At 50.3% G+C, this 19,686-nt stretch carries 13 protein-coding genes; 8 read left to right on the top strand and 5 right to left on the bottom strand.

The window, feature by feature from the left end:
• Window positions 1-113 precede the first annotated feature (113 nt).
• The 5 genes from DXD78_RS12520 (at window position 114) to DXD78_RS12540 (ending at window position 7,228) form a co-directional block, all read left to right on the top strand.
• Window positions 114-2,600: a GH36-type glycosyl hydrolase domain-containing protein gene (locus tag DXD78_RS12520; protein ID WP_005834800.1), complete on the top strand. Its 2,487-nt coding sequence runs from the start codon at window positions 114-116 to the stop codon at window positions 2,598-2,600.
• An 18-nt stretch (window positions 2,601-2,618) separates the two neighbouring features.
• The gene (locus DXD78_RS12525) at window positions 2,619-3,623 is read left to right on the top strand and encodes an aldo/keto reductase (RefSeq protein WP_009037792.1); all 1,005 of its coding nucleotides are present in this window, start codon (window positions 2,619-2,621) and stop codon (window positions 3,621-3,623) included.
• A 6-nt stretch (window positions 3,624-3,629) separates the two neighbouring features.
• Entirely contained in the window at window positions 3,630-5,645 is a 2,016-nt protein-coding gene (locus DXD78_RS12530) for a glycoside hydrolase family 97 protein (RefSeq protein ID WP_009037791.1), read from the top strand.
• A 191-nt stretch (window positions 5,646-5,836) separates the two neighbouring features.
• Complete coding sequence (locus DXD78_RS12535) at window positions 5,837-6,475, top strand: DUF4136 domain-containing protein (protein ID WP_005834796.1); 639 nt, start codon at window positions 5,837-5,839, stop codon at window positions 6,473-6,475.
• Window positions 6,476-6,598: 123 nt separating this feature from the next.
• Window positions 6,599-7,228 (top strand): outer membrane beta-barrel protein, encoded by a 630-nt coding sequence (locus tag DXD78_RS12540; protein WP_005834794.1) that lies wholly within the window; start codon window positions 6,599-6,601, stop codon window positions 7,226-7,228.
• A 107-nt stretch (window positions 7,229-7,335) separates the two neighbouring features.
• Here the strand turns inward: DXD78_RS12540 and DXD78_RS12545 are convergent, their stop codons facing one another.
• The 4 genes from DXD78_RS12545 to DXD78_RS12560 are packed head-to-tail and all read right to left on the bottom strand — an operon-like array spanning window position 7,336 to window position 15,127.
• Window positions 7,336-10,380, bottom strand: a complete 3,045-nt coding sequence (locus tag DXD78_RS12545) for a glycoside hydrolase family 3 N-terminal domain-containing protein (RefSeq protein WP_005825051.1) — start codon at window positions 10,378-10,380, stop codon at window positions 7,336-7,338.
• A gap of 20 nt (window positions 10,381-10,400) precedes the next feature.
• Entirely contained in the window at window positions 10,401-13,415 is a 3,015-nt protein-coding gene (locus DXD78_RS12550) for a glycoside hydrolase family 3 N-terminal domain-containing protein (RefSeq protein ID WP_034529299.1), read from the bottom strand.
• A 1-nt stretch (window position 13,416) separates the two neighbouring features.
• Window positions 13,417-14,334 carry a bifunctional UDP-sugar hydrolase/5'-nucleotidase gene (locus DXD78_RS12555; RefSeq protein ID WP_009037789.1) on the bottom strand — a complete coding sequence of 306 codons (918 nt, stop codon included), beginning with the start codon at window positions 14,332-14,334 and terminating at the stop codon, window positions 13,417-13,419.
• A 22-nt stretch (window positions 14,335-14,356) separates the two neighbouring features.
• On the bottom strand, window positions 14,357-15,127 hold the full coding sequence (locus tag DXD78_RS12560) for a 5'-nucleotidase C-terminal domain-containing protein (protein WP_005834787.1): 771 nt from the start codon (window positions 15,125-15,127) through the stop codon (window positions 14,357-14,359).
• Between the two features lie 259 nt (window positions 15,128-15,386).
• Between DXD78_RS12560 and rplS the strand changes: the two genes are divergently transcribed.
• A complete protein-coding gene (gene rplS, locus DXD78_RS12565; RefSeq protein ID WP_009037787.1) occupies window positions 15,387-15,740 on the top strand; it encodes a 50S ribosomal protein L19 in 354 nt (117 codons plus the stop codon).
• Window positions 15,741-16,496: 756 nt separating this feature from the next.
• On the opposite strand, the gene DXD78_RS12570 is transcribed toward rplS, so the two are convergent.
• On the bottom strand, window positions 16,497-17,477 hold the full coding sequence (locus DXD78_RS12570; protein WP_005825067.1) for an ROK family protein: 981 nt from the start codon (window positions 17,475-17,477) through the stop codon (window positions 16,497-16,499).
• 176 nt (window positions 17,478-17,653) lie between these two features.
• On the opposite strand from DXD78_RS12570, the gene DXD78_RS12575 reads away from it, so the two are divergent.
• Both DXD78_RS12575 and DXD78_RS12580 read left to right on the top strand, forming a co-directional pair.
• The gene (locus DXD78_RS12575; RefSeq protein ID WP_005825069.1) at window positions 17,654-18,370 is read left to right on the top strand and encodes an ABC transporter ATP-binding protein; all 717 of its coding nucleotides are present in this window, start codon (window positions 17,654-17,656) and stop codon (window positions 18,368-18,370) included.
• 54 nt (window positions 18,371-18,424) lie between these two features.
• Window positions 18,425-19,684, top strand: coding sequence for an ABC transporter permease (locus tag DXD78_RS12580; RefSeq protein ID WP_005825072.1), 1,260 nt, complete (start codon window positions 18,425-18,427; stop codon window positions 19,682-19,684).
• The last annotated feature ends 2 nt before the right edge of the window (window positions 19,685-19,686 follow it).

Consider the following 19,686-nt stretch of genomic DNA (forward strand, 5'->3'; position numbering starts at 1 on the left):
CGGGCAAACAAGGGTGATAGGAGAAAAGTTTTTAAATTTGAAGCGTGCTTCCGGGAAAATGGCCGGATGGCACAACTAATGAAGAATGTATCAAACTAAATACAAGAAATAATATGCAAGACAAAAGATTCGGATATTTCGATGACGACAACCGCGAATACGTCATTACCGACCCCAAGACACCTTGGCCATGGATTAACTACCTGGGCAATGAAGATTTCTTCTCACTCATCTCCAATACTGCCGGAGGCTATTCCTTCTACAAGGACGCCAAGTTCCGCCGCATCACCCGCTACCGCTACAACAACGTGCCGATGGACAACGGGGGACGCTACTTCTACATCAATGAAGGCGGCAACGTATGGTCTCCCACCTGGAAGCCCTGCAAGACTGCACTCGACAGTTACGAGTGTCGCCACGGCATGAGCTACACCCGCATCACCGGATCCAAAGACGGCATCGAAGCCAGCCTGCTCTTCTTCGTCCCACTGAAGACCTGGGGAGAGGTGCAGAAGCTGACCTTGCGGAATACTTCTGCCAAAGTGAGAAAACTCAAACTATTCTCCTTTGCCGAATGGTGCTTGTGGAATGCCGCTACGGACATGGAGAACTTCCAGCGTAACTTCTCCACGGGAGAGGTGGAAGTGGACGGGTCTGTCATCTACCACAAGACGGAATACAAGGAACGCCGCAATCACTACGCCTTCTACAGTGTCAATACACCCGTAGACGGTTTCGATACCGACCGCGAAACATTCGTGGGACTCTACAACGAGTTTGCCGACCCGGAACGGGTAGTAGAAGGCAGACCGGGCAACAGCATTGCCCACGGTTGGAGTCCCATCGCCTCGCACTATCTGGAAGTAGAACTGCAACCCGGCGAAAGCCGCGACTTCATCTTCCTGCTGGGCTATGTGGAAAACAAGCAGGAGGCAAAGTTCGAGGAACGTGAAGAATCTCTGCATGAAGCGTTCAAGCAGAGTGTACCCTCTTCACCTATTATAAATAAGGTAAAGGCTAAGGCGATGATTTCGGCCTTCGACACTACCGCCAAAGTAGATGCTGCCTTTGCCGAACTGAAAGCCTACTGGGACCGCCTGCTGGACATCTACGTCGTGAAGACCGACGAAGAAAAACTGGACCGCATGGTGAACATCTGGAACCAGTATCAGTGCATGATTACCTTCAACATGTCCCGTTCCGCCTCTTTCTTCGAGAGCGGCATCGGTCGTGGAATGGGTTTCCGCGACTCCAACCAGGACCTCGTGGGCTTCGTGCATCAGATACCGGAACGAGCCCGCGAACGAATCATCGACATAGCTTCTACCCAATTCCCCGACGGAGGATGCTACCACCAATACCAACCGCTGACCAAACGCGGCAACAACGACATCGGCGGCGGCTTCAACGATGACCCCATGTGGCTTATCTTCGGTACGGTGGCATACATCAAGGAATCGGGAGACTTCAGTATCCTGGATGAGCCCGTCCCCTTCGACAACAAAGAAGGTTCGGAAGTGTCTCTGTTCGAGCACCTGCGCGTCTCCTTCAACCACGTCATCGAGAACCTCGGCCCCCACATGTTGCCCCTCATCGGCCGTGCCGACTGGAACGACTGCCTGAACCTGAACTGCTTCTCCTGGGATCCGAATGAATCCTTCCAGACCACGGAAAACCAGACGGAAGGCAGCCAGGCAGAATCGCTGATGATTGCCGGCTTGTTCGTGGTATGCGGACGCGACTACGTGGAGCTGTGCCGCCGCCTGGGTAAAGACGACGAAGCAAACAGAGCGCAAACCTACATAGACAATATGGTGGAAGCCGTAAAAAAACACGGCTGGGACGGAGACTGGTATCTGCGCGCCTACGATTACTTCGGCCACAAGGTAGGCTCCAAAGAGAACGAAGAAGGACAAATCTTCATCGAATCGCAAGGCTGGTGCACCATGGCAGGCATCGGACTGGAAGAAGGCATGGTAAAAAAAGCGCTGGACTCCGTAAAGGAACGCCTGGACTGCGAGCACGGTATTGTACTCAACAATCCACCCTTCACCCGCTATGTTGTGGAGTATGGAGAAATCTCCACCTATCCCGCCGGCTACAAGGAGAACGCAGGTATCTTCTGCCACAACAACCCGTGGGTCATCATCGGAGAAACCGTACTGGGACGGGGTGACCGTTCCTGGGAGTATTTCCGCAAGATATGCCCGTCGTACACCGAAGAGCACAGTGCCCTGCATAAAGTAGAACCTTACGTATGCTGCCAGATGGTGGCCGGCAAGGACGCCGCCCGCCCTGGTGAAGGCAAGAACAGCTGGCTGACTGGAACGGCTGCCTGGATGTGGTATGCCATCACGCAATTCATACTCGGCATCAAGCCTTCGTATGAAGGTCTGGAAATCAATCCTTGTATCCCGGCAGGCTGGAAAGGCTTCAACGTGAAGCGTAGGTTCCGCGGGGCAGAATATCATATTACCGTGAAGAATCCCGATGGTGTGTGCAAAGGCATCAAGTCCGTCACAGTAGACGGCCAGCCGATAGAAGGCAATGTGGTGAACCATCTGCCGGGCACGCATACAGTAGAAGTAATAATGGGATAACCCACAAAATACAATATCATGATAAACCCTATTTATTCTCCAGCGCCCGAACGCTATGACAACGGCATGAAATTCCGCCGTTGCGGGCAAAGCGGCATCCTGCTGCCGGAAATATCACTCGGATTGTGGCACAACTTCGGCGACGTGAACACATTTGCCAATTCCCAGGCCATGGCGCACTATGCCTTCGACCGTGGAATCACGCATTTCGACCTCGCCAACAATTACGGTCCTTCCTACGGTTCCGCCGAAGAGACTTTCGGAATGATTATGAAGAAATCCTTCATGCCCTATCGGGACGAACTGTTCATCTCCACCAAGGCCGGACACGACATGTGGCCCGGCCCCTACGGGGAGTGGGGCTCACGCAAGTACCTGATGAGCAGCCTCAACCAAAGTCTGAAACGGATGAACCTGGAGTATGTGGACATCTTCTACTCCCACCGCTACGACCCGGATACTCCGCTTGAAGAGACCCTGCAAGCACTGGTTGATATCGTACGGCAAGGCAAAGCACTCTATGTAGGAATCTCCAAATATCCCAAAGAGGCGGCTGAGTTTGCCTACAAATACCTGGAAGAACGGGATGTACACTGCCTGCTCTATCAAGGCAGATACAATCTCTTCAACCGCGAACCGGAAGAAGAAGGTATCCTGCAGCAAGCCAAAGGGAACGGAACCGGCTTCATCGCCTTCTCCCCGCTGGCGCAGGGCCTGCTGACCAACCGCTACCTGAATGGTATTCCCGAAGATTCGCGCATGGCAAAGGGGGCTTTCCTGAAGAAAGAAGCACTGACCGACGAGACGCTGCAAAAAATCAAGGCACTCAACGAAGTTGCTGCCTCACGCGGACAAACCCTTGCCGAGATGTCACTTGCCTGGTTGTTGAAGGACGACCTGGTGACAAGCGTCATCATCGGAGCGAGCTCCGTTACCCAACTGGCAGATAACCTGAAAGCGACTGAAAATACAGACTTCTCTGCCGAGGAACTGGAGAAGATAAAGAAAATCATTCAAAAATAAATCAACATGAAAAGCCTCCTTATTCAAACTTTTTGTTTATTATTCCTTTGCTTGGGCACGGTCCGTGCACAGCAATACCAACTTGCATCACCCAACGGAAAACTATCCGTTACGGTAGATGCCGGAGAAGCCCTCACCTGGCAGATAGCACACGACGGAACCACGGTGCTGCAACCCTCTGCCATCGCCCTGCAAGGCAGAGATGAAAAATCAGCCAAGAAAGCAATAACTTTCGGTAAAAATGTAAAAGTAATCCGTGCAGAACGCAAGTCTGTGGAGTCCTCCTTCCCCACTCCCCTCTATAAAAAAGCAAGTGTGAAGGATGTCTACAACCAGTTGACACTGAAATGCCGCGGAGGCTACAGCGTACAGTTCCGCGCATACGATGACGGCGCTGCCTATCGCTTCATTTCCGAACAGAACAAGCCGTTTATCGTCCTCAACGAAACTGCGGACTTCAATTTCGACAAGGATTACCAGGCATTTGTACCTTACATAAACGACAACCGCAACGGTGAGCGCTATTGCTTCTCCTTCGAGTCTTACTACGACGAAGCCCCGTTGTCCAAAATGCACACCGACTCACTCTCCATCACCCCACTGATGGTTTGCCTGGACGGAGGAAAGAAAGCCGTTATCATGGAAGCCGGATTGGAAAACTATCCCGGCATGTTCCTCACTGTAAATCCCCAGACACGTCAAGGAGTGCAGGCAGCATTTGCCCCCTATCCGCTGGAGGAAATAATCGGCGGACACAACCGGCTGAACCTGATACCGACAAAACGTGCAGACTACATCGCCCGTTGTGCCAAGCAGGAGCTCCCCTGGCGTGTGGTGCTCGTCACCGAAAAGGACACGCAGCTTGCCGACAATGACATGGCACAGCGTCTTGCCCCCGCCTGCCGCATCAAAGACATTTCCTGGATTAAACCCGGCAAAGTGGCTTGGGACTGGTGGAACACCTGCAACCTGACTGGCGTAGACTTCAAAGCCGGCATGAACACCCCGACTTATAAGGCATTCATCGACTTTGCCGCCGACAACAACCTGGAATATATCATCATCGATGACGGCTGGAGCGGAAACGAATCCTTATTGAAAGACCTGAATCCGGATATCGACTTAAAGGAACTGGTAGCCTACGGAAACCAGAAGGGCGTCGGCATCATTCTCTGGGCAAGCTGGCGAAACTCTGCCAAAGATACGGAAGCTGCATTCAGCCACTATGCACAGATGGGTATCAAAGGCTTCAAGATAGACTTCTTCGACCGTGACGACCAGCCACTGGTACAGTCTGTAGAACGTATTGTAGCCTGCGCCGCCGAGCACCGCCTGGTATTGGACCTGCATGGCCTCAAGCCATACGGTATACAGCGCACCTATCCCAACGTCCTGAACTTTGAAGGTGTAAAGGGATTGGAGAACGCCAAATGGGAACCGATAGTGAACGGAGCCCCCCTCCACAACTTCCCACGCTATGACGTGACTGCTCCCTACCTGCGTATGCTTATAGGCCCGATGGACTACACACCGGGAGCCACAATGAACGCAACCCGCGAAACCTTCCGTGCCGTCAACGACCATCCGATGAGCCAGGGTACGCGCGTCCACCAGATGGCGATGTACACCCTCTTCGAAGCCCCGCTGCAAATGCTTGCCGACAGCCCCAGCAAATATATGAAGGAGCAGGAATGCACGGACTTCATTGCCAAAGTGCCTACCGTTTTCGACGAGACCGTGGCACTGGACGGTGAAGTAGGCGAATACCTTACACTGGCACGCCGCAAGGGAGACGTCTGGTACATCGCCTCCATGACCGACTGGACACCACGCGACTGTACCATCGACCTTTCCTTCCTCGGAGAAGGAAGTTACGAAGCCGAAATCTTTTCCGACGGCATCAATGCCGACCGGGAAGCAACCGACTACAAGAAAGAAGTACGCACCGTGACCTCGGGAGACAAGCTGAACATACACATGGCACCCGGAGGAGGATGGACAGCACGGATATGGAAAAGATGATAGGGTGATAAAGTAATGACATGATAAGTGCAATAGGGTGACAGTTACGTTAAAAGTGCTGTCACCCTATTCCTTTATCACTTTTAACATACCTCTACGTGAACCTTTTATATCCTATCTTGTTTTTTCTCACAAAAGCCTAAGGTACCATAGGGCAGGAATTTATATTAAACCTAAACAATTATAAAAGTATGAAGAAATTTATTCCCCTATTATTAGCGGTCTTTGCAGTGACGCTTGCATCTTGCGAAAAAGACCCTGACATGGATAAGCTGGACAATAATTATCTGGTTTATACCAACTATGACAAGAAGGCGGATTTCAAAACCTTCGAAACTTATTACTTGCCGGACAGCATTCTGGTCATCGGTGATAAGGAAAACGCCGAATACTGGAAAGATGAGAATGCCCAGGAAATTCTCAGCGCTTATGTTGCTAACATGAACAGCCGCGGCTACATCCGTGTGGATGACCGGGAAGAAGCCGACCTTGGCTTGCAGGTAAGCTATGTCAGAAGTACCTATTACTTCACCGACTACGGACGTCCCGAATGGTGGTGGAACTATCCAGGCTACTGGGATGCTCCTTACTGGGGCAACTGGGGCGGATGGTATTATCCCTATGCCGTGAACTATTCCTACAGCACCGGTTCCTTTATCAGCGAATTGTTGAATCTGGAGGCGCCGCAAGGCCAGAGCGAGAAACTTCCTGTTCTGTGGACCAGCTATATGAGCGGCTTGCTGAGTGGTTCTACTTCTGTCAATACCAAACTTGCCGTGCAAGGTGTGAACCAAGCTTTCACTCAATCAACTTACCTGACTAACAAGTAGTGACAAGCTACGAGCTATAAGTGACAAATGACGGGTTACCCAATATTAAGGTAACAAGAATAATACGGCAGCATCCTTTCCGGACTGGGAAGTTGCCATTGAACCAAAAAACAAGAACAAAGTATGAAAACAATAAAATATCTTTCCTTGAGAGTATTTGCGGTTGCCGCTCTTGCTCTCGTCTTCGCCCTACCGACGAAGGCACAGATGACCGATAACGGTTATGCCAATATCGACTGGCAATATAACTTTCCCCTCAGCAACAACTTCGCCGACAAATCAAGCGGCTGGGGTATGAATTTTGAAGGCGGTTACTTCCTGACAGACAATTTTGCATTGGGAGCTTTCTTGAACTACCATAGCAACCATGAGTATTTCGGTCGCCAGACACTTCCCGTAGGCGAAGGCGGCAGTCTGAATACCGACCAGCAGCACACTGCATTCCAGTTGCCTTTCGGTCTGGCCTCCCGCTATGTATGGAACCGTGGAGGTGCATTCCAGCCGTATGCCGGTGTAAAACTGGGTGCTGAATATGCACAGTTGAAGTCAACTTTCAACGTATTCGAAGCCAACAAAGATACATGGGGTTTCTATGTATCTCCTGAAATTGGTTTCAATGTGTATCCTTGGGCTTATGGACCGGGCTTGCATTTCGCAGCCTATTACAGCTACGGTACGAACAAAGGTGACCTCTTTACGTACAGCGTAGACGGTTTGAGCAATTTCGGTCTGCGCGTAGGTATTGCGTTCTGATAAGACACACACTTAAAGCTTAACAGATAGAATTTAATTGTTTCAAAATTGAAGAAGAAAAGAGCCTTTCCTGCGTGAGCAAGGGAGGCTCTTTTTAATTCTACCAGCTATTTTTTTCCTCCCAGCATCGCCTTATATACAGCTTCCTGAATCCTCGTCCTTATATCCAGCCTCATCAACTTGTTATTCCACACATCCGGATAGGTGCGGTTGCTCAAAAAGACATAAACCAAGCCGTTCTCCGGGTCTGTCCAGGCGCAAGTACCCGTGAAACCGGTATGACCATAGACAGAAGCAGGGGCAGACTCTGCGCAGGGACTCTTCTGGGGATTATGCCGGTCGGGCTTATCAAATCCCAGCCCCCGGCGGCTTATCCTTGAGACAGTGGTAGTAAATACCCTGCAGGTCTCCTTGCTCAAATAGCGTTTACCGTCCAGTTCACCCCCATTCAGCAACATCTGATAGACTTTTGCTACTTCTTCGGCAGTGGAGAACAGCCCGGCATTACCGGAAACGCCACCCTGAAAAGCTGCGGATTCATCATGTACAAATCCTTGCAAGGTAGTCTTACGCAAGAAAGGATCTGTTGATGAAGGTACAATATCTTCCTTCTTCAAGAAGCGCAGAGGAAGATACCCCGTACGCTCCAATCCCATCGGAGTATAGAATTCCTTGGCCAAATATTCGTCCATAGACATGCCGGTGCGCGCCTCGACCAACTGCTGCAACAAGATAAAGCCCACACAACTATAACGGTAACGTTTATCTCTAAGCGGAGTATCCACAATCTTCTGCAAGTACTCCTGCTTGAAAGAACGGTTCAGCCAAAGGCTGTCGGACACTTGCATCGTATATTCCGGTGTCTGCACCTTCGACGTCAGTCCCTGACGGAAGCGGAACTTAGGGTTCGCCCAAGTCTGCCGTCCGATGCGTGCGGAATGCCGGGCATCGGGACGTGCCTTGAACAAAGTGCCGGTGTAGCTCTCTTCATCAATCGCTTCCTGATAGAATAGCAAGGTAGAAGGTAGACCGGATTCATGCATCAGCAGTTCGCGTACCGTAATATTCTTCTTGTCCGTATCCTGTAGGAAAGGCAGATAATCCGACACCCGGTCTGTAAGATTGAGGCGTCCGCCATCGTACAACTTCATCACAGCAAGCAGCGTGGCTGTGGTCTTTGTCAGCGAAGCGATGTCGTATACATCCGTCTTCTTTACGGGAAGCGCCTTGCTTCCGGCCTCGTTCCAGACGTGGGTACCGAAAGCTTTATTATACATCTCCCTGCCATCCTTCAGCACCACCACCTGGCAGCCGGGGTAAGCCCCTTCACGAATGCCTTCTTCAGCTATCTTGTCTATTTCAGCCAGCAGACGGGAATTCATACCATGCTCTTCGGGTACAAAGCGGGGGGCGCTTTGAGGAGTCAGCGTCACTCCCGCACCGGCAGCAAACCGACTACCGATACTGGCAGACAAGCGTCCCTCTGAACAAGCGCTGCCATAAACAATCCGGGCAACCTGCCGCTGTACCTCCTCGTTGGAGGAGTGTGCCAAAATCACCGCTTCAGCAGCAGCGTCCCCTTGTTTTATCTGCAATACCTGCTTGCCAGGAATAAAGAACAGATAAACCACCGGTACGTCAGGAGCGAACTTTGCAAAGAAATTCTGATAGGGCGTCAAACGGTGTTCGGTGACACAGACCAGAATACGTTTGTACTTGGCCAGCGCATTTCTCAAACGGTTCCCGTCAGCCTCCGGCAGATTCTTGCCCAAACGGAACTCCACAGGACGGGTATACTGCGACAGTTCCTTGAGGAACGGCTGGATTTCCTGCGCTTCTCCCACATTGAGCACGGCAACTTCACCGATGGAAGGGTCCAGCGGAAGTACCTCGTCCCGGTTATCCAGCACAGTGATGGCCGCCAAGTTCAGCCGGCGCATCAAATCACGCGTTTTCGGAGTATTGATGCGGGTCCCCAAACCTGAAAGCTGTACATGGGGTTTCTTTTCCAACCCAAGGGCATATTTATATTTCAGTACTTTACGGCATTTCGCCTCTATCTCTTTCTCTGTCAGCTCCCCTTTTTTCACAGCGGCAAGCACAGCCTCCACTTCTTCCTTAATACGCCGGGGGACAAGCAGCAAATCATTGCCGGCTTTCAGCGCCTGCAAACAGATGCTTTCATTGCCCGATACCCCTTTCATGGCAAGGGCATCTGTAAAGACAAGCCCCTGAAAGCCGAGGTCATTCACCAACAGACCGGAAACTACCTTACGCGAAAGCGAAGACGGGAGCCCCTTTTGCGGCTCTATGGTAGGCACCTCCAAGTGCCCCACCATCATTCCTCCCAATCCGGCACGAATGGCTTTTCTGAAAGGATAAAGCTCTATACTGTCCAGACGGGCACGGGTAAAAGGCAGCACGGGCAACGCCTTATGAGAATCCACATCCGTATCCCCATGCCCCGGAAAGTGCTTGCTGACAGAAAGTACACCACCATCCTCCAACCCTTTGGAGTAGGCAACAACCTTGTTCGCCACATTGAACGGACTTTCACCGAAGGAACGGGTATTGATAACCGGATTCTTGGGATTGATATTCACATCCGCTACAGGAGCAAAATTCACTTGCACCCCCAGTTCACGGCATTGGCGGGCCACCTCGCGCCCATATTCATAAATCAGTGTATCGTTCTGTATGCAGCCCAGCACCATGTTTCGCGGAAAGTTCGGAGTACCGCGAAGGCGCATAGCCAGCCCCCATTCACCGTCAAAGGTAATCATCAGCGGAACTTCCGCCATCCGCTGCGCCTCATTGGTCAACATCACCTGGTTCTGCATCAATCCGCCGGAAAATAACAGACCGCCTACCTTATAGTCCTCCACCACCTTACGCAGCAGTTCCTTGTTGGCCTTGTCCTGCTGGGGGGCAATCGTATAGATGAACAGTTGTCCGATGCGTTCTTTCAGAGTCAGACGCTGCATGACGGAATCCACCCACTGCCTGCACCGCACGTCACTGTTCAAGAGACGTACAAGCGAAGGGTCGTTCGGCGGCACCGGAGTAAACGGCATCGGGCCAAGCTGCGCTTTCAGAAGCGGACAAAGACAACACAATATAGTGATATAGGCAAGCAGGTATATTCTCTTCATTCCTTATAGATAGATTGTTTTTAGGGGATTTGCGGAATAATACTTTTATAAATCAATTCCTGGATATCTCTTCTTATATTCATGTCACCCAGTTTCGTGTTCCATACATTGGGGCACAAGCGGTTGCTGAGGAATACATACACCGTCTTGTTTTCCGGGTCCACCCAAGCACAAGTACCGGTAAATCCGGTATGTCCATATACCGCTTCCGGAGCGGAAGGAGCACAAGGGCTGCGCTTCACAATGGATACATCCGGCTTGTCGAATCCCAGACCGCGACGGCTGATGGCAGATTTCTCCGTCGTAAACAAACGGCAGGTTGCCTTACTCAAGAAACGCTTGCCATTGAATTCACCGCCGTTCAGCAACATTTGATAAACCTTTGCCACCTCTTCGGCCGTAGAGAAAAGTCCTGCATTACCGGACACCCCACCCATGCAGGCAGCAGTCTCGTCATGCACATATCCGCATATATCCTGGCGACGCAGGAAGTCATTGGATGCCGTGGGCATGATTTCCGCTTTGGTGAACTTCGTCAAAGGCAGAAACATAGTACGTTGCAATCCCATCGGGGCATAGAACTCACGGGCAAGGTACAAATCCATCGGCAGCTCCGTCACCTTCTCCACTACCTGCTGCAACAGCACGAAGCCGAGGTCGCTGTAAACATAACGTTTGCCATCCAACTCGCACTTGGCTATCCGCTGAAGGATAGAATTCTTGAAACTCTTGTTCAGCCACATGCCATCTGCCATGTGCAGGGTATAGACCGGTGTATTCTTGTCGGACACCATCCCTTTCCGGAACTTAAAATCGGAACAATAATAGCTATGCTCGCTTACCTGCGTACGATGCCACTCGTCCACCCAACTCTGGGAGTACGGGCCGTGCACCGAATTCGGGTCTATGATGTCCAGGTAGAAACGGATATAGGGAGGAAGCCCCGATTCGTGAAACAAAAGTTCGCGGATGGTAATGTTCCGCTTGTTGCCATTGCGCAAGAAGGGCAGATAAGCGGAAACCTTGTCATCCAGTTTTATCTTGCCCTCATCATACAGTTTCATGACGGCAAGCAACGTAGCCGTAGTCTTGGTCAGCGAAGCCAAATCAAAAAGGTCCGAAGAACGGACAGTAGTGGTATCCTTATCAGAGTGGGTTCCGAAGCCTTTGTCATATACCGGCAGTCCGTCTTTCCACACCAGCACGCGGCAACCGGGATAAGCTCCCGCTTCCAGTCCCTTCCGGGCAACGGCATCGATACTTTGCAGCACATACGATTTCATGCCGTAATCTTCCGGAACAGTCTTCCCCGGTTTCATGCCCGGTTCAATCATACAGCCCGTTCCCGCTGGAAACAGTTTACCGATACTCATCGACATTCTGCCACTGGCCGGCTTTTTGGCAAAAAGAACATCAGCCACGTATTGCTGCAAATCCGTCTCTGCCGAATGTGCCAGCACCACAGCGCTAGATTTGGCAAGTGCGGGCATCAGAGGTTGCAATGTACGGTAAGAGGTAAAAAAAGTATAGACCAGCGGAGCACGCAGGTTCAAGCCTTCCAGAAAGGCCACATCACGGTCGCTGACATAAGCCGAACCGGTGATGCTGATAACCACGCGACGGAAAGCAGCCAACCGCCCCTGCACTTCCTGCCAGAGAGCCTCATCGGCATTCCAAGGCAAGTGGAAATGGCTGATGCCTGCATTCTTTTTCATAGCTTCCACAAAGGGAGCATCTGCCTCCTTCTCTCCGATGCTGAGCACGGCAATATCACCTTCCACCGGTGCCAGCGGGAGGACATCGAAATAATTGTTCAATACAGTCACTGCCGAACGGCGCAACTTGGCAGCCAACGCCTGCGCTTCCTCCGTATTGATGCGATAGCTCATTCCGCTGACCCGAAGTTGCGGCTGGCGGTTTCTCAAGCCAAGCATATACTTGTACATCAATACCTTGCGGCACTTGGCATCAAGTTCGTCCTTACTCAGTTGTCCCGACTCCACTGCATCTACCAGCTCCTGCACCGCATTCTTCGTATTGAACTGTACCAGCACCATATCATTTCCCGCCAGCAGCGCTTTGGTAGTTACCTGCGGAATGGCAGACACACCCTTCATGTCCAAGGCATCGGTAAACACCAGCCCTTTAAAGCCGAGTTCATCCTTCAACAGCCCGGTCACCACATTCCGCGACAAGGAAGAAGGAGTCACCCCGTCCGGGTCCAGCGCCTGCACTTGCAGATGGCCTACCATGACACCCCCCAATCCGGCACGTACCATTTCCTTGAAGGGATAAAGTTCCACACTGTCCAGGCGTGCACGGTCGTAGTGCAAGGCGGGAAGCGCCTTATGAGAATCCACATCCGTGTCGCCATGCCCGGGGAAATGCTTGCAAACGGAAAGTATGCCCCCGCTTTCGAGCCCACGGCTGTATGCCACCACCTTTTCCGCCACCCGCTGCGGGTTCTCACCAAAGGAGCGTACGTGTATCACCGGGTTCAGCGGATTCGTATTGACATCCGCATCGGGTGCAAAATTGACGTGTACCCCCAATTCGCGAAACTGGCGGGCCACCTCACGTCCATATTCTTCAATTAGGCCATTGTCCTCGATACATCCCAAGGCGGCATTACGGGGATAGTCCGGAGCGCCTTTCAGCCTCATTGACAGTCCCCACTCTCCATCGAAAGTAACCATAACGGGAATCTTGGCATCCTTCCGGGCCATATTGGTCAAGATAGCCTGCTCTTCCGGAGTACCTTCGGAAAACAGCAAGCCACCGACCTTGTATTTCTTTACCAGCTCGCGCATCTGCTTTTTCGTGGCCTTGTCTGCTCTGGCCGGAATGGTGGCAACGATGAGCTGCCCCACTTTTTCGTGTACATTCAGACCTGACAACACGGAGTCCACCCATTGCCGGCACCGGTTGTCTGCAGCCGAAGGAAGAAACGGGCCTCCCGTCTGGGCGTGAAGTGAAGATAATCCCAATATAAACAATCCTGCAACCCATAAAAGGAGGGTGAGTCTTTTCATCATGCTATTTTTCAGTTAAAGTAAGTACCATTTCTCCTACGTAGATGCCACTCTTTCCGGTGTGCAGCACGGGAACGCTCTTGCCGTCCGCATTCAGATAAACGGCAGGCTTTTCCATAAAAGTATGCGAATGTCCTCCCAAAATGACATCAATGCCACGCGTCTTGCCTACCAGGTTCTCGTCGGAAGCGCCTTCGGGATTTGCACTGCGGATACCCAAATGAGACATGCAAATCACAACCTCGCAATTCTCCTTCTCCCTGAGAAGGTCTGTCATTTCCTGGGCCACCTTTATCGGGTCGTTGTAGACAATGCCTACGCATTTATCCGCCTGCACCAGCCCTTCCATCTTGGGGGCCAGGCCGAAGATACCGATTTTCACCCCTTCGCGCACCAAGGTGATATAAGGCTTCACCAGTCCTTCGAGTACCGTACCCGTCACGTCATAATTGGAACAAACCACGGGAAAATCCGCCATACGGAACAATTCCGCCATATTCTCAAGTCCGAAATCAAATTCATGATTACCTATCGTCATGGCATCATAGCCCATGAGGTTCATCATCTTGACCTCCAGCTCGCCTTTGAAAAAGTTATAATAAGGGGTGCCTTGCGAGATGTCTCCGCAATCCAGCAGCAACATATCCGGATGCTTGCCGCGAAACTGCTTTACAAAACCGGCACGGCGCACCACACCGCCCATCCCGGCATACTCGTCGGCAGCCTCGGCGCTGATGGGTTCTATACGGCTGTGCGTATCGCTGGTGTGCAGGATAAACAGTTGTTTTCCGGATTGGCCGGACGATACAGAATCGGCGGACACCAGGCAAAGGGGTTCTTCAGTAATGACACGCCCCTCTTGCTGTGCCGATGCGGGGAGCATGAAAAGCAGCAGGGCTGCCAAGGAATACATATGTTTCATAGAACTTCTGTTTTTTTAATGCTTACTCTTTAACGACCACTCTTCCCTCCATGCGCGAAGTCACCTTCTTGCCGGCTGCCGTCTGCTTCTCCACATACTTCATGAACAGACCACGCAGTGTAGCCCCATCCGGGCACTCCCTTTTATCCGCCTGCAGGAAAGCCGTCATTCCATCGTTTCCATCAGCCAGATAATCAATCGTGGCAACCGTATAGTCACGGTCATCCTCCACCGGCTTGCCGGCAATGGAAGCCTGGAGCAGCTTGCCATCCTTGCTGATTTCCAACTGTATACCACTCACCCCTTCACCAAGTCTCACCGCAATGTTTTCAAACAAGTGCTTCATGGCAGAGCCTTTCATCGTCAGCACACAGAGCGAATTCTCAAAAGGCAATATCTCATAGATGTTTTCGGTAGTGATGTCTCCTTCCGTCAGGGAGTTCCGGATTCCACCGATATTGATTAGCCCCATATCGGCCGGTTTGCCCAGCACTTCCACCGCAGCCTCACGCAGTACATCTGCAATCAGATTGGATAAAAGGCTTTCGGGCCGGAATCTGTCCATCGACATTTCTGCGGTTCCCACCACATGATACATAACGCTGTCCATCCGGGCCTTGTAGGGCGCCAGCAGAGCCACGGCTTCGGCATCCGGCTCGGCATCCCAGACAGAGTTCATGGGAATTCTGCCTCCCTCTACCTTGGTCACTTCGTAGGAAGAATGGCAGGAAACCAATAGAAGCGCAACCGCCAACACTGCCCCCGAAAGGAGACTGAAAGTTTGTTTCTTCATATTCATTTAGTTTTAAATTGCTACAAATATACTTTTCTTTTGCGACTGAGCCACACAATTAACCGATTATTTAGACTTGCGTTTAGCAGAATGAAACGCTCAAAAATCATCCCAACTGGCGAAAAAAAGCTTGAAGCACTTGTGTATCTGGCAAATAATTCGTTCCTTTGCACCGCTTTCGCGCAATCGCTGTCAGGACACCAAGAGAGAAGCCTGGTATGTTGCGTTGTAACGATGAAACAATTTAATAATAAAAACAATGGATTTAATTAAAATTGCAGAAGAAGCATTTGCTACCGGAAAACAGCACCCGAGCTTCAAGGCAGGTGACACTGTAACAGTAGCATATCGTATTGTCGAGGGTAACAAGGAACGTGTACAGCTGTACCGTGGTGTTGTTATCAAGATTGCCGGACATGGAAACAAGAAGCGTTTTACAGTACGTAAGATGTCAGGAACCATAGGCGTAGAACGTATTTTCCCGATTGAATCACCGGCTATCGACAGCATCGAAGTGAACAAAGTGGGTAAAGTTCGTCGCGCTAAACTGTACTACCTGCGCGCTCTTACCGGTAAGAAAGCAAGAATCAAAGAAAAAAGAGTTAACGGTTAATTCCAGACTCCTATTTCGAAATAAAAAAGGGAAACTGACAATGTCGGTTTCCCTTTTTTAGTGATATACACAGTAGACATACACACCATGCGATACTCTACTGCTACTCCCTCATTCAAAACATTGTAAGCCTGCGCTCCTTTCCTTTCACATAAGCCTTCCTTCTTGCTGATATGTTAGTTTATCAGCGCCCAACGGCCGTGAGGCGCTCTGCTAACGACCGTCAACAAGGTGCTTTATGGCCGTTAGGCGAACGCCTCACGGCCGTTAAACAGCTCTCATATGCATAGCTTGCCTATACTGAATACCTATCTTATCCATACCAAAAGCCTGACTTCCACCTATTATCGCACGGGCTTTTACGAAGTTAATACCGTGTTTGCAGGAAACCAATAGCTTGTTTACACGATATTGGCAAATTGCCCCATATCCTATTAATTTATTGTACTACAAGACATTAATAGATTATTTGGCGTAAATTTAAGGTGGAAGCAACTTTTGCTTCCACCTTTTCAAGTTGCTTCCACAGCATCCGCAACCCCGATGAATAAAGGGATACAGAGAATGGGTGGAAGTGTGGAAGCAACTTGTGCATAACTTTATTGCTGAGGAATATGTGCCACCAAAGAAAAAAAGGTGTGTCGAAACTCTCATAAACTAAAAATCACCCTCGCCACAGATAGGTGTAGCGAGGGTGACTTCGATAGAAGGGGAGTTTTGACATATCCCCTCCTTTATCAGTTTCCCTAATATTGATTACTTGATATCTCTCAGCTCCCAGCCCAACGCACTGGCACCCAGCACTGCAGCATCAGAGTCCTTCAACTCGGAAGCCAGCAACTTGGTCTTGCCTTTGTAGATATTCAATACATTGTCGTCAATAGCTTTCTGGATAGGCTTGAAAATATAGTCTCCCGCTTTTGCCAGACCACCGAACAACACGATAGCTTCCGGACTGGAGAAAGCGATGAAGTCAGCCAAAGCCTCACCCAAGATGGTTCCGGTAAACTCAAAGATGTCTTGAGCAATCTTGTCACCCTTCACCGCTGCATCATACACATCCTTGGAAGTAATGTTTTCTGCCGGAATGTCGCGCAACAAACTCGGTTCGGTACTCTTGGTCAAGAACTCACGTGCAGAACGCGCCACACCCGTAGCCGAACAATAAGTTTCCAGACAGCCGTGACGTCCGCATCCGCAGAGACGTCCGTTTTCACGACGGATAATAGTATGTCCCAACTCTCCGGCAAAACCGTCATGGCCATATACCATCTGACCGTTAATAACGATACCGCTACCTACACCGGTGCCAAGAGTTATCATGATAAAGTCTTTCATACCACGAGCCGCACCGTAAGTCATTTCACCGATACCGGCAGCATTGGCGTCGTTTGTCAAAGCGGTAGGGATACCCAAGCGCTCTTCAAACATGGCAGCCAAAGGAATTACACCCTTCCAGGGAAGGTTCGGGGCAAACTCAATAGTACCGCTGTAATAGTTTCCGTTAGGAGCACCGATACCGATACCTTTTATCTTGTCTACTCCACCGTTGGCAATAATGAGCGGCAACAGATTCTTGCAAACTTCGTCTACGTAATCATTGACGTCCTCATAAGCTCCGGTTTTGATGGAACTGCTTGCAATAATAGTTCCGCGTGCGTCTACAATACCAAAGACGGTGTTTGTTCCGCCTATGTCAATGCCCACTACATAGGGCTTTTCCATGTTTGAATTCATGATATTACTTTTGTTTAAAGGGTTAGTTAATCACATTCATGGTTACAAAAATCACAAAGAAAAACGACACTGCAAAATCTTTTTTTAAAAAAGTTTGCAACTTTTGCAACTTTTCGTAGCATTGCTGCGTCTAATAGTGAAAATTAATAAGAGTAAAGCAATAAACAGGGAAAACAGTGATACAACTAAAAGACATTAACAAGACCTACAACAACGGAGCACCGCTGCATGTGCTCAAAGGTATCAACCTCGACATTCAGAAAGGCGAATTTGTTTCCATCATGGGCTCATCGGGTTCGGGAAAGTCCACTTTACTCAATATACTGGGTATTCTGGATAGTTACGACACGGGGGAATATTATCTGAACGGTACCCTCATCAAGAACCTCAGCGAAACGAAGGCAGCCGAGTACCGCAACCGTATGATTGGTTTCATCTTCCAGTCCTTCAATCTCATTTCCTTCAAGAATGCAGTGGAGAATGTGGCGCTTCCTCTCTTTTATCAAGGAGTGAGCCGCCGCAAACGTAATGCGCTGGCACTGGAATATCTGGACCGCCTGGGGCTGAAAGAGTGGGCACACCACATGCCAAATGAGATGTCCGGTGGACAGAAACAACGTGTAGCCATCGCCCGTGCCCTCATTACCCAACCGCAGATTATCCTTGCCGATGAACCTACCGGCGCACTCGACAGCAAGACTTCCGTAGAGGTGATGCAGATTCTAAAGGAACTGCACGATACGGGCATGACCATCGTAGTCGTGACCCACGAAAGCGGTGTTGCCAACCAGACGGACAAGATTATCCATATCAAAGACGGTATCATAGGTAGCATCGAGACGAATCTGAACCACGATGCAAGCCCGTTCGGAAAAGACGGATTCATGAAATAATAAAGGAAGAGCCCCCTCCCCCTTTAATTTTTAATTCTTAATTTTTAATTATCAATGATAGACCTTTGGCAAGAAATATACGGAACCATCAAACGCAACAAACTGCGTACATTCCTGACGGGCTTTGCCGTGGCATGGGGAATCTTCATGCTCATCGTGCTGCTCGGAGCCGGAAACGGTATCATACATGCCTTCGAGCAAAATGCGTCGGAGCGCGCCTTGAACTCTATCCGCATCTTCCCCGGCTGGACCACCAAGTCATACGACGGTCTGAAAGAAGGACGCCGCGTCCAACTGGACAACCGGGACATGGATGACACGGAGAAGCAATTCACTGAAAATGTCATCAGTGCCGGTGCCACCGTGCGGCAAAGTAATGTAAACGTCAGCTTCGGACAAGAATATATCAATATCTCTCTGCTGGGCGTATATCCCAACTACACCGAAGTGGAAACCGTGAAAACAGCGGACGGACGTTTCATCAACTACAACGACCTGAAAGACCGACGTAAAGTCATCATCCTCCATAAGAAATCTGCAGATATCCTTTTCGGAAAAACGCATACTGAACCCATCGGACAATTTGTCAATGCCAGTGGAGTGGCCTATCAAGTAGTAGGCCTCTACAATGACCAGGGAGACCGCGAGGCAAACGAAGCGTATATCCCCTTCTCCACCTTGCAGACCATCTATAATAAAGGAGACAAGCTGAATAACATCATCTTTACAACCAAGAACCTGCACAGCATAGAAAGTAACGAAGCCTTTGAAAAAGAATACCGCAAGGCTATTGCCACCAATCACCGCTTTGACCCCACGGATGAGAGCGCCATATGGATATGGAATCGTTTCACCAACTATCTGCAGACACAGAATGCAATGGGTATCCTCCGGACTGCAATCTGGGTTATCGGTATCTTCACACTGTTGAGTGGGATTGTCGGCGTGTCGAACATAATGCTGATTACCGTGAAAGAACGTACCCGGGAATTTGGTATCCGTAAGGCATTGGGAGCAAAACCTTTCTCCATCCTTTGGCTGATTATTGTGGAAAGCGTGACTATCACTACGCTATTCGGTTATATCGGTATGGTGGCAGGCATCGGGGTGACGGAATGGATGAACTCTGCTTTCGGTAGCCAGACGATGGATGCCGGCATGTTCCAGCAGACCATGTTCTCCGATCCCACCGTAGACCTCAGTATTGCTATCCAAGCTACCTTGACCCTTATCATAGCGGGTACGTTGGCTGGGTTCTTCCCGGCTAAGAAAGCGGTAAGTATCAGTCCTATTGAAGCACTTAGAGCAGATTAAAG

This window comes from Bacteroides sp. D20 (assembly GCF_003436255.1).
GTDB classification, from domain to species: domain Bacteria; phylum Bacteroidota; class Bacteroidia; order Bacteroidales; family Bacteroidaceae; genus Bacteroides; species Bacteroides uniformis.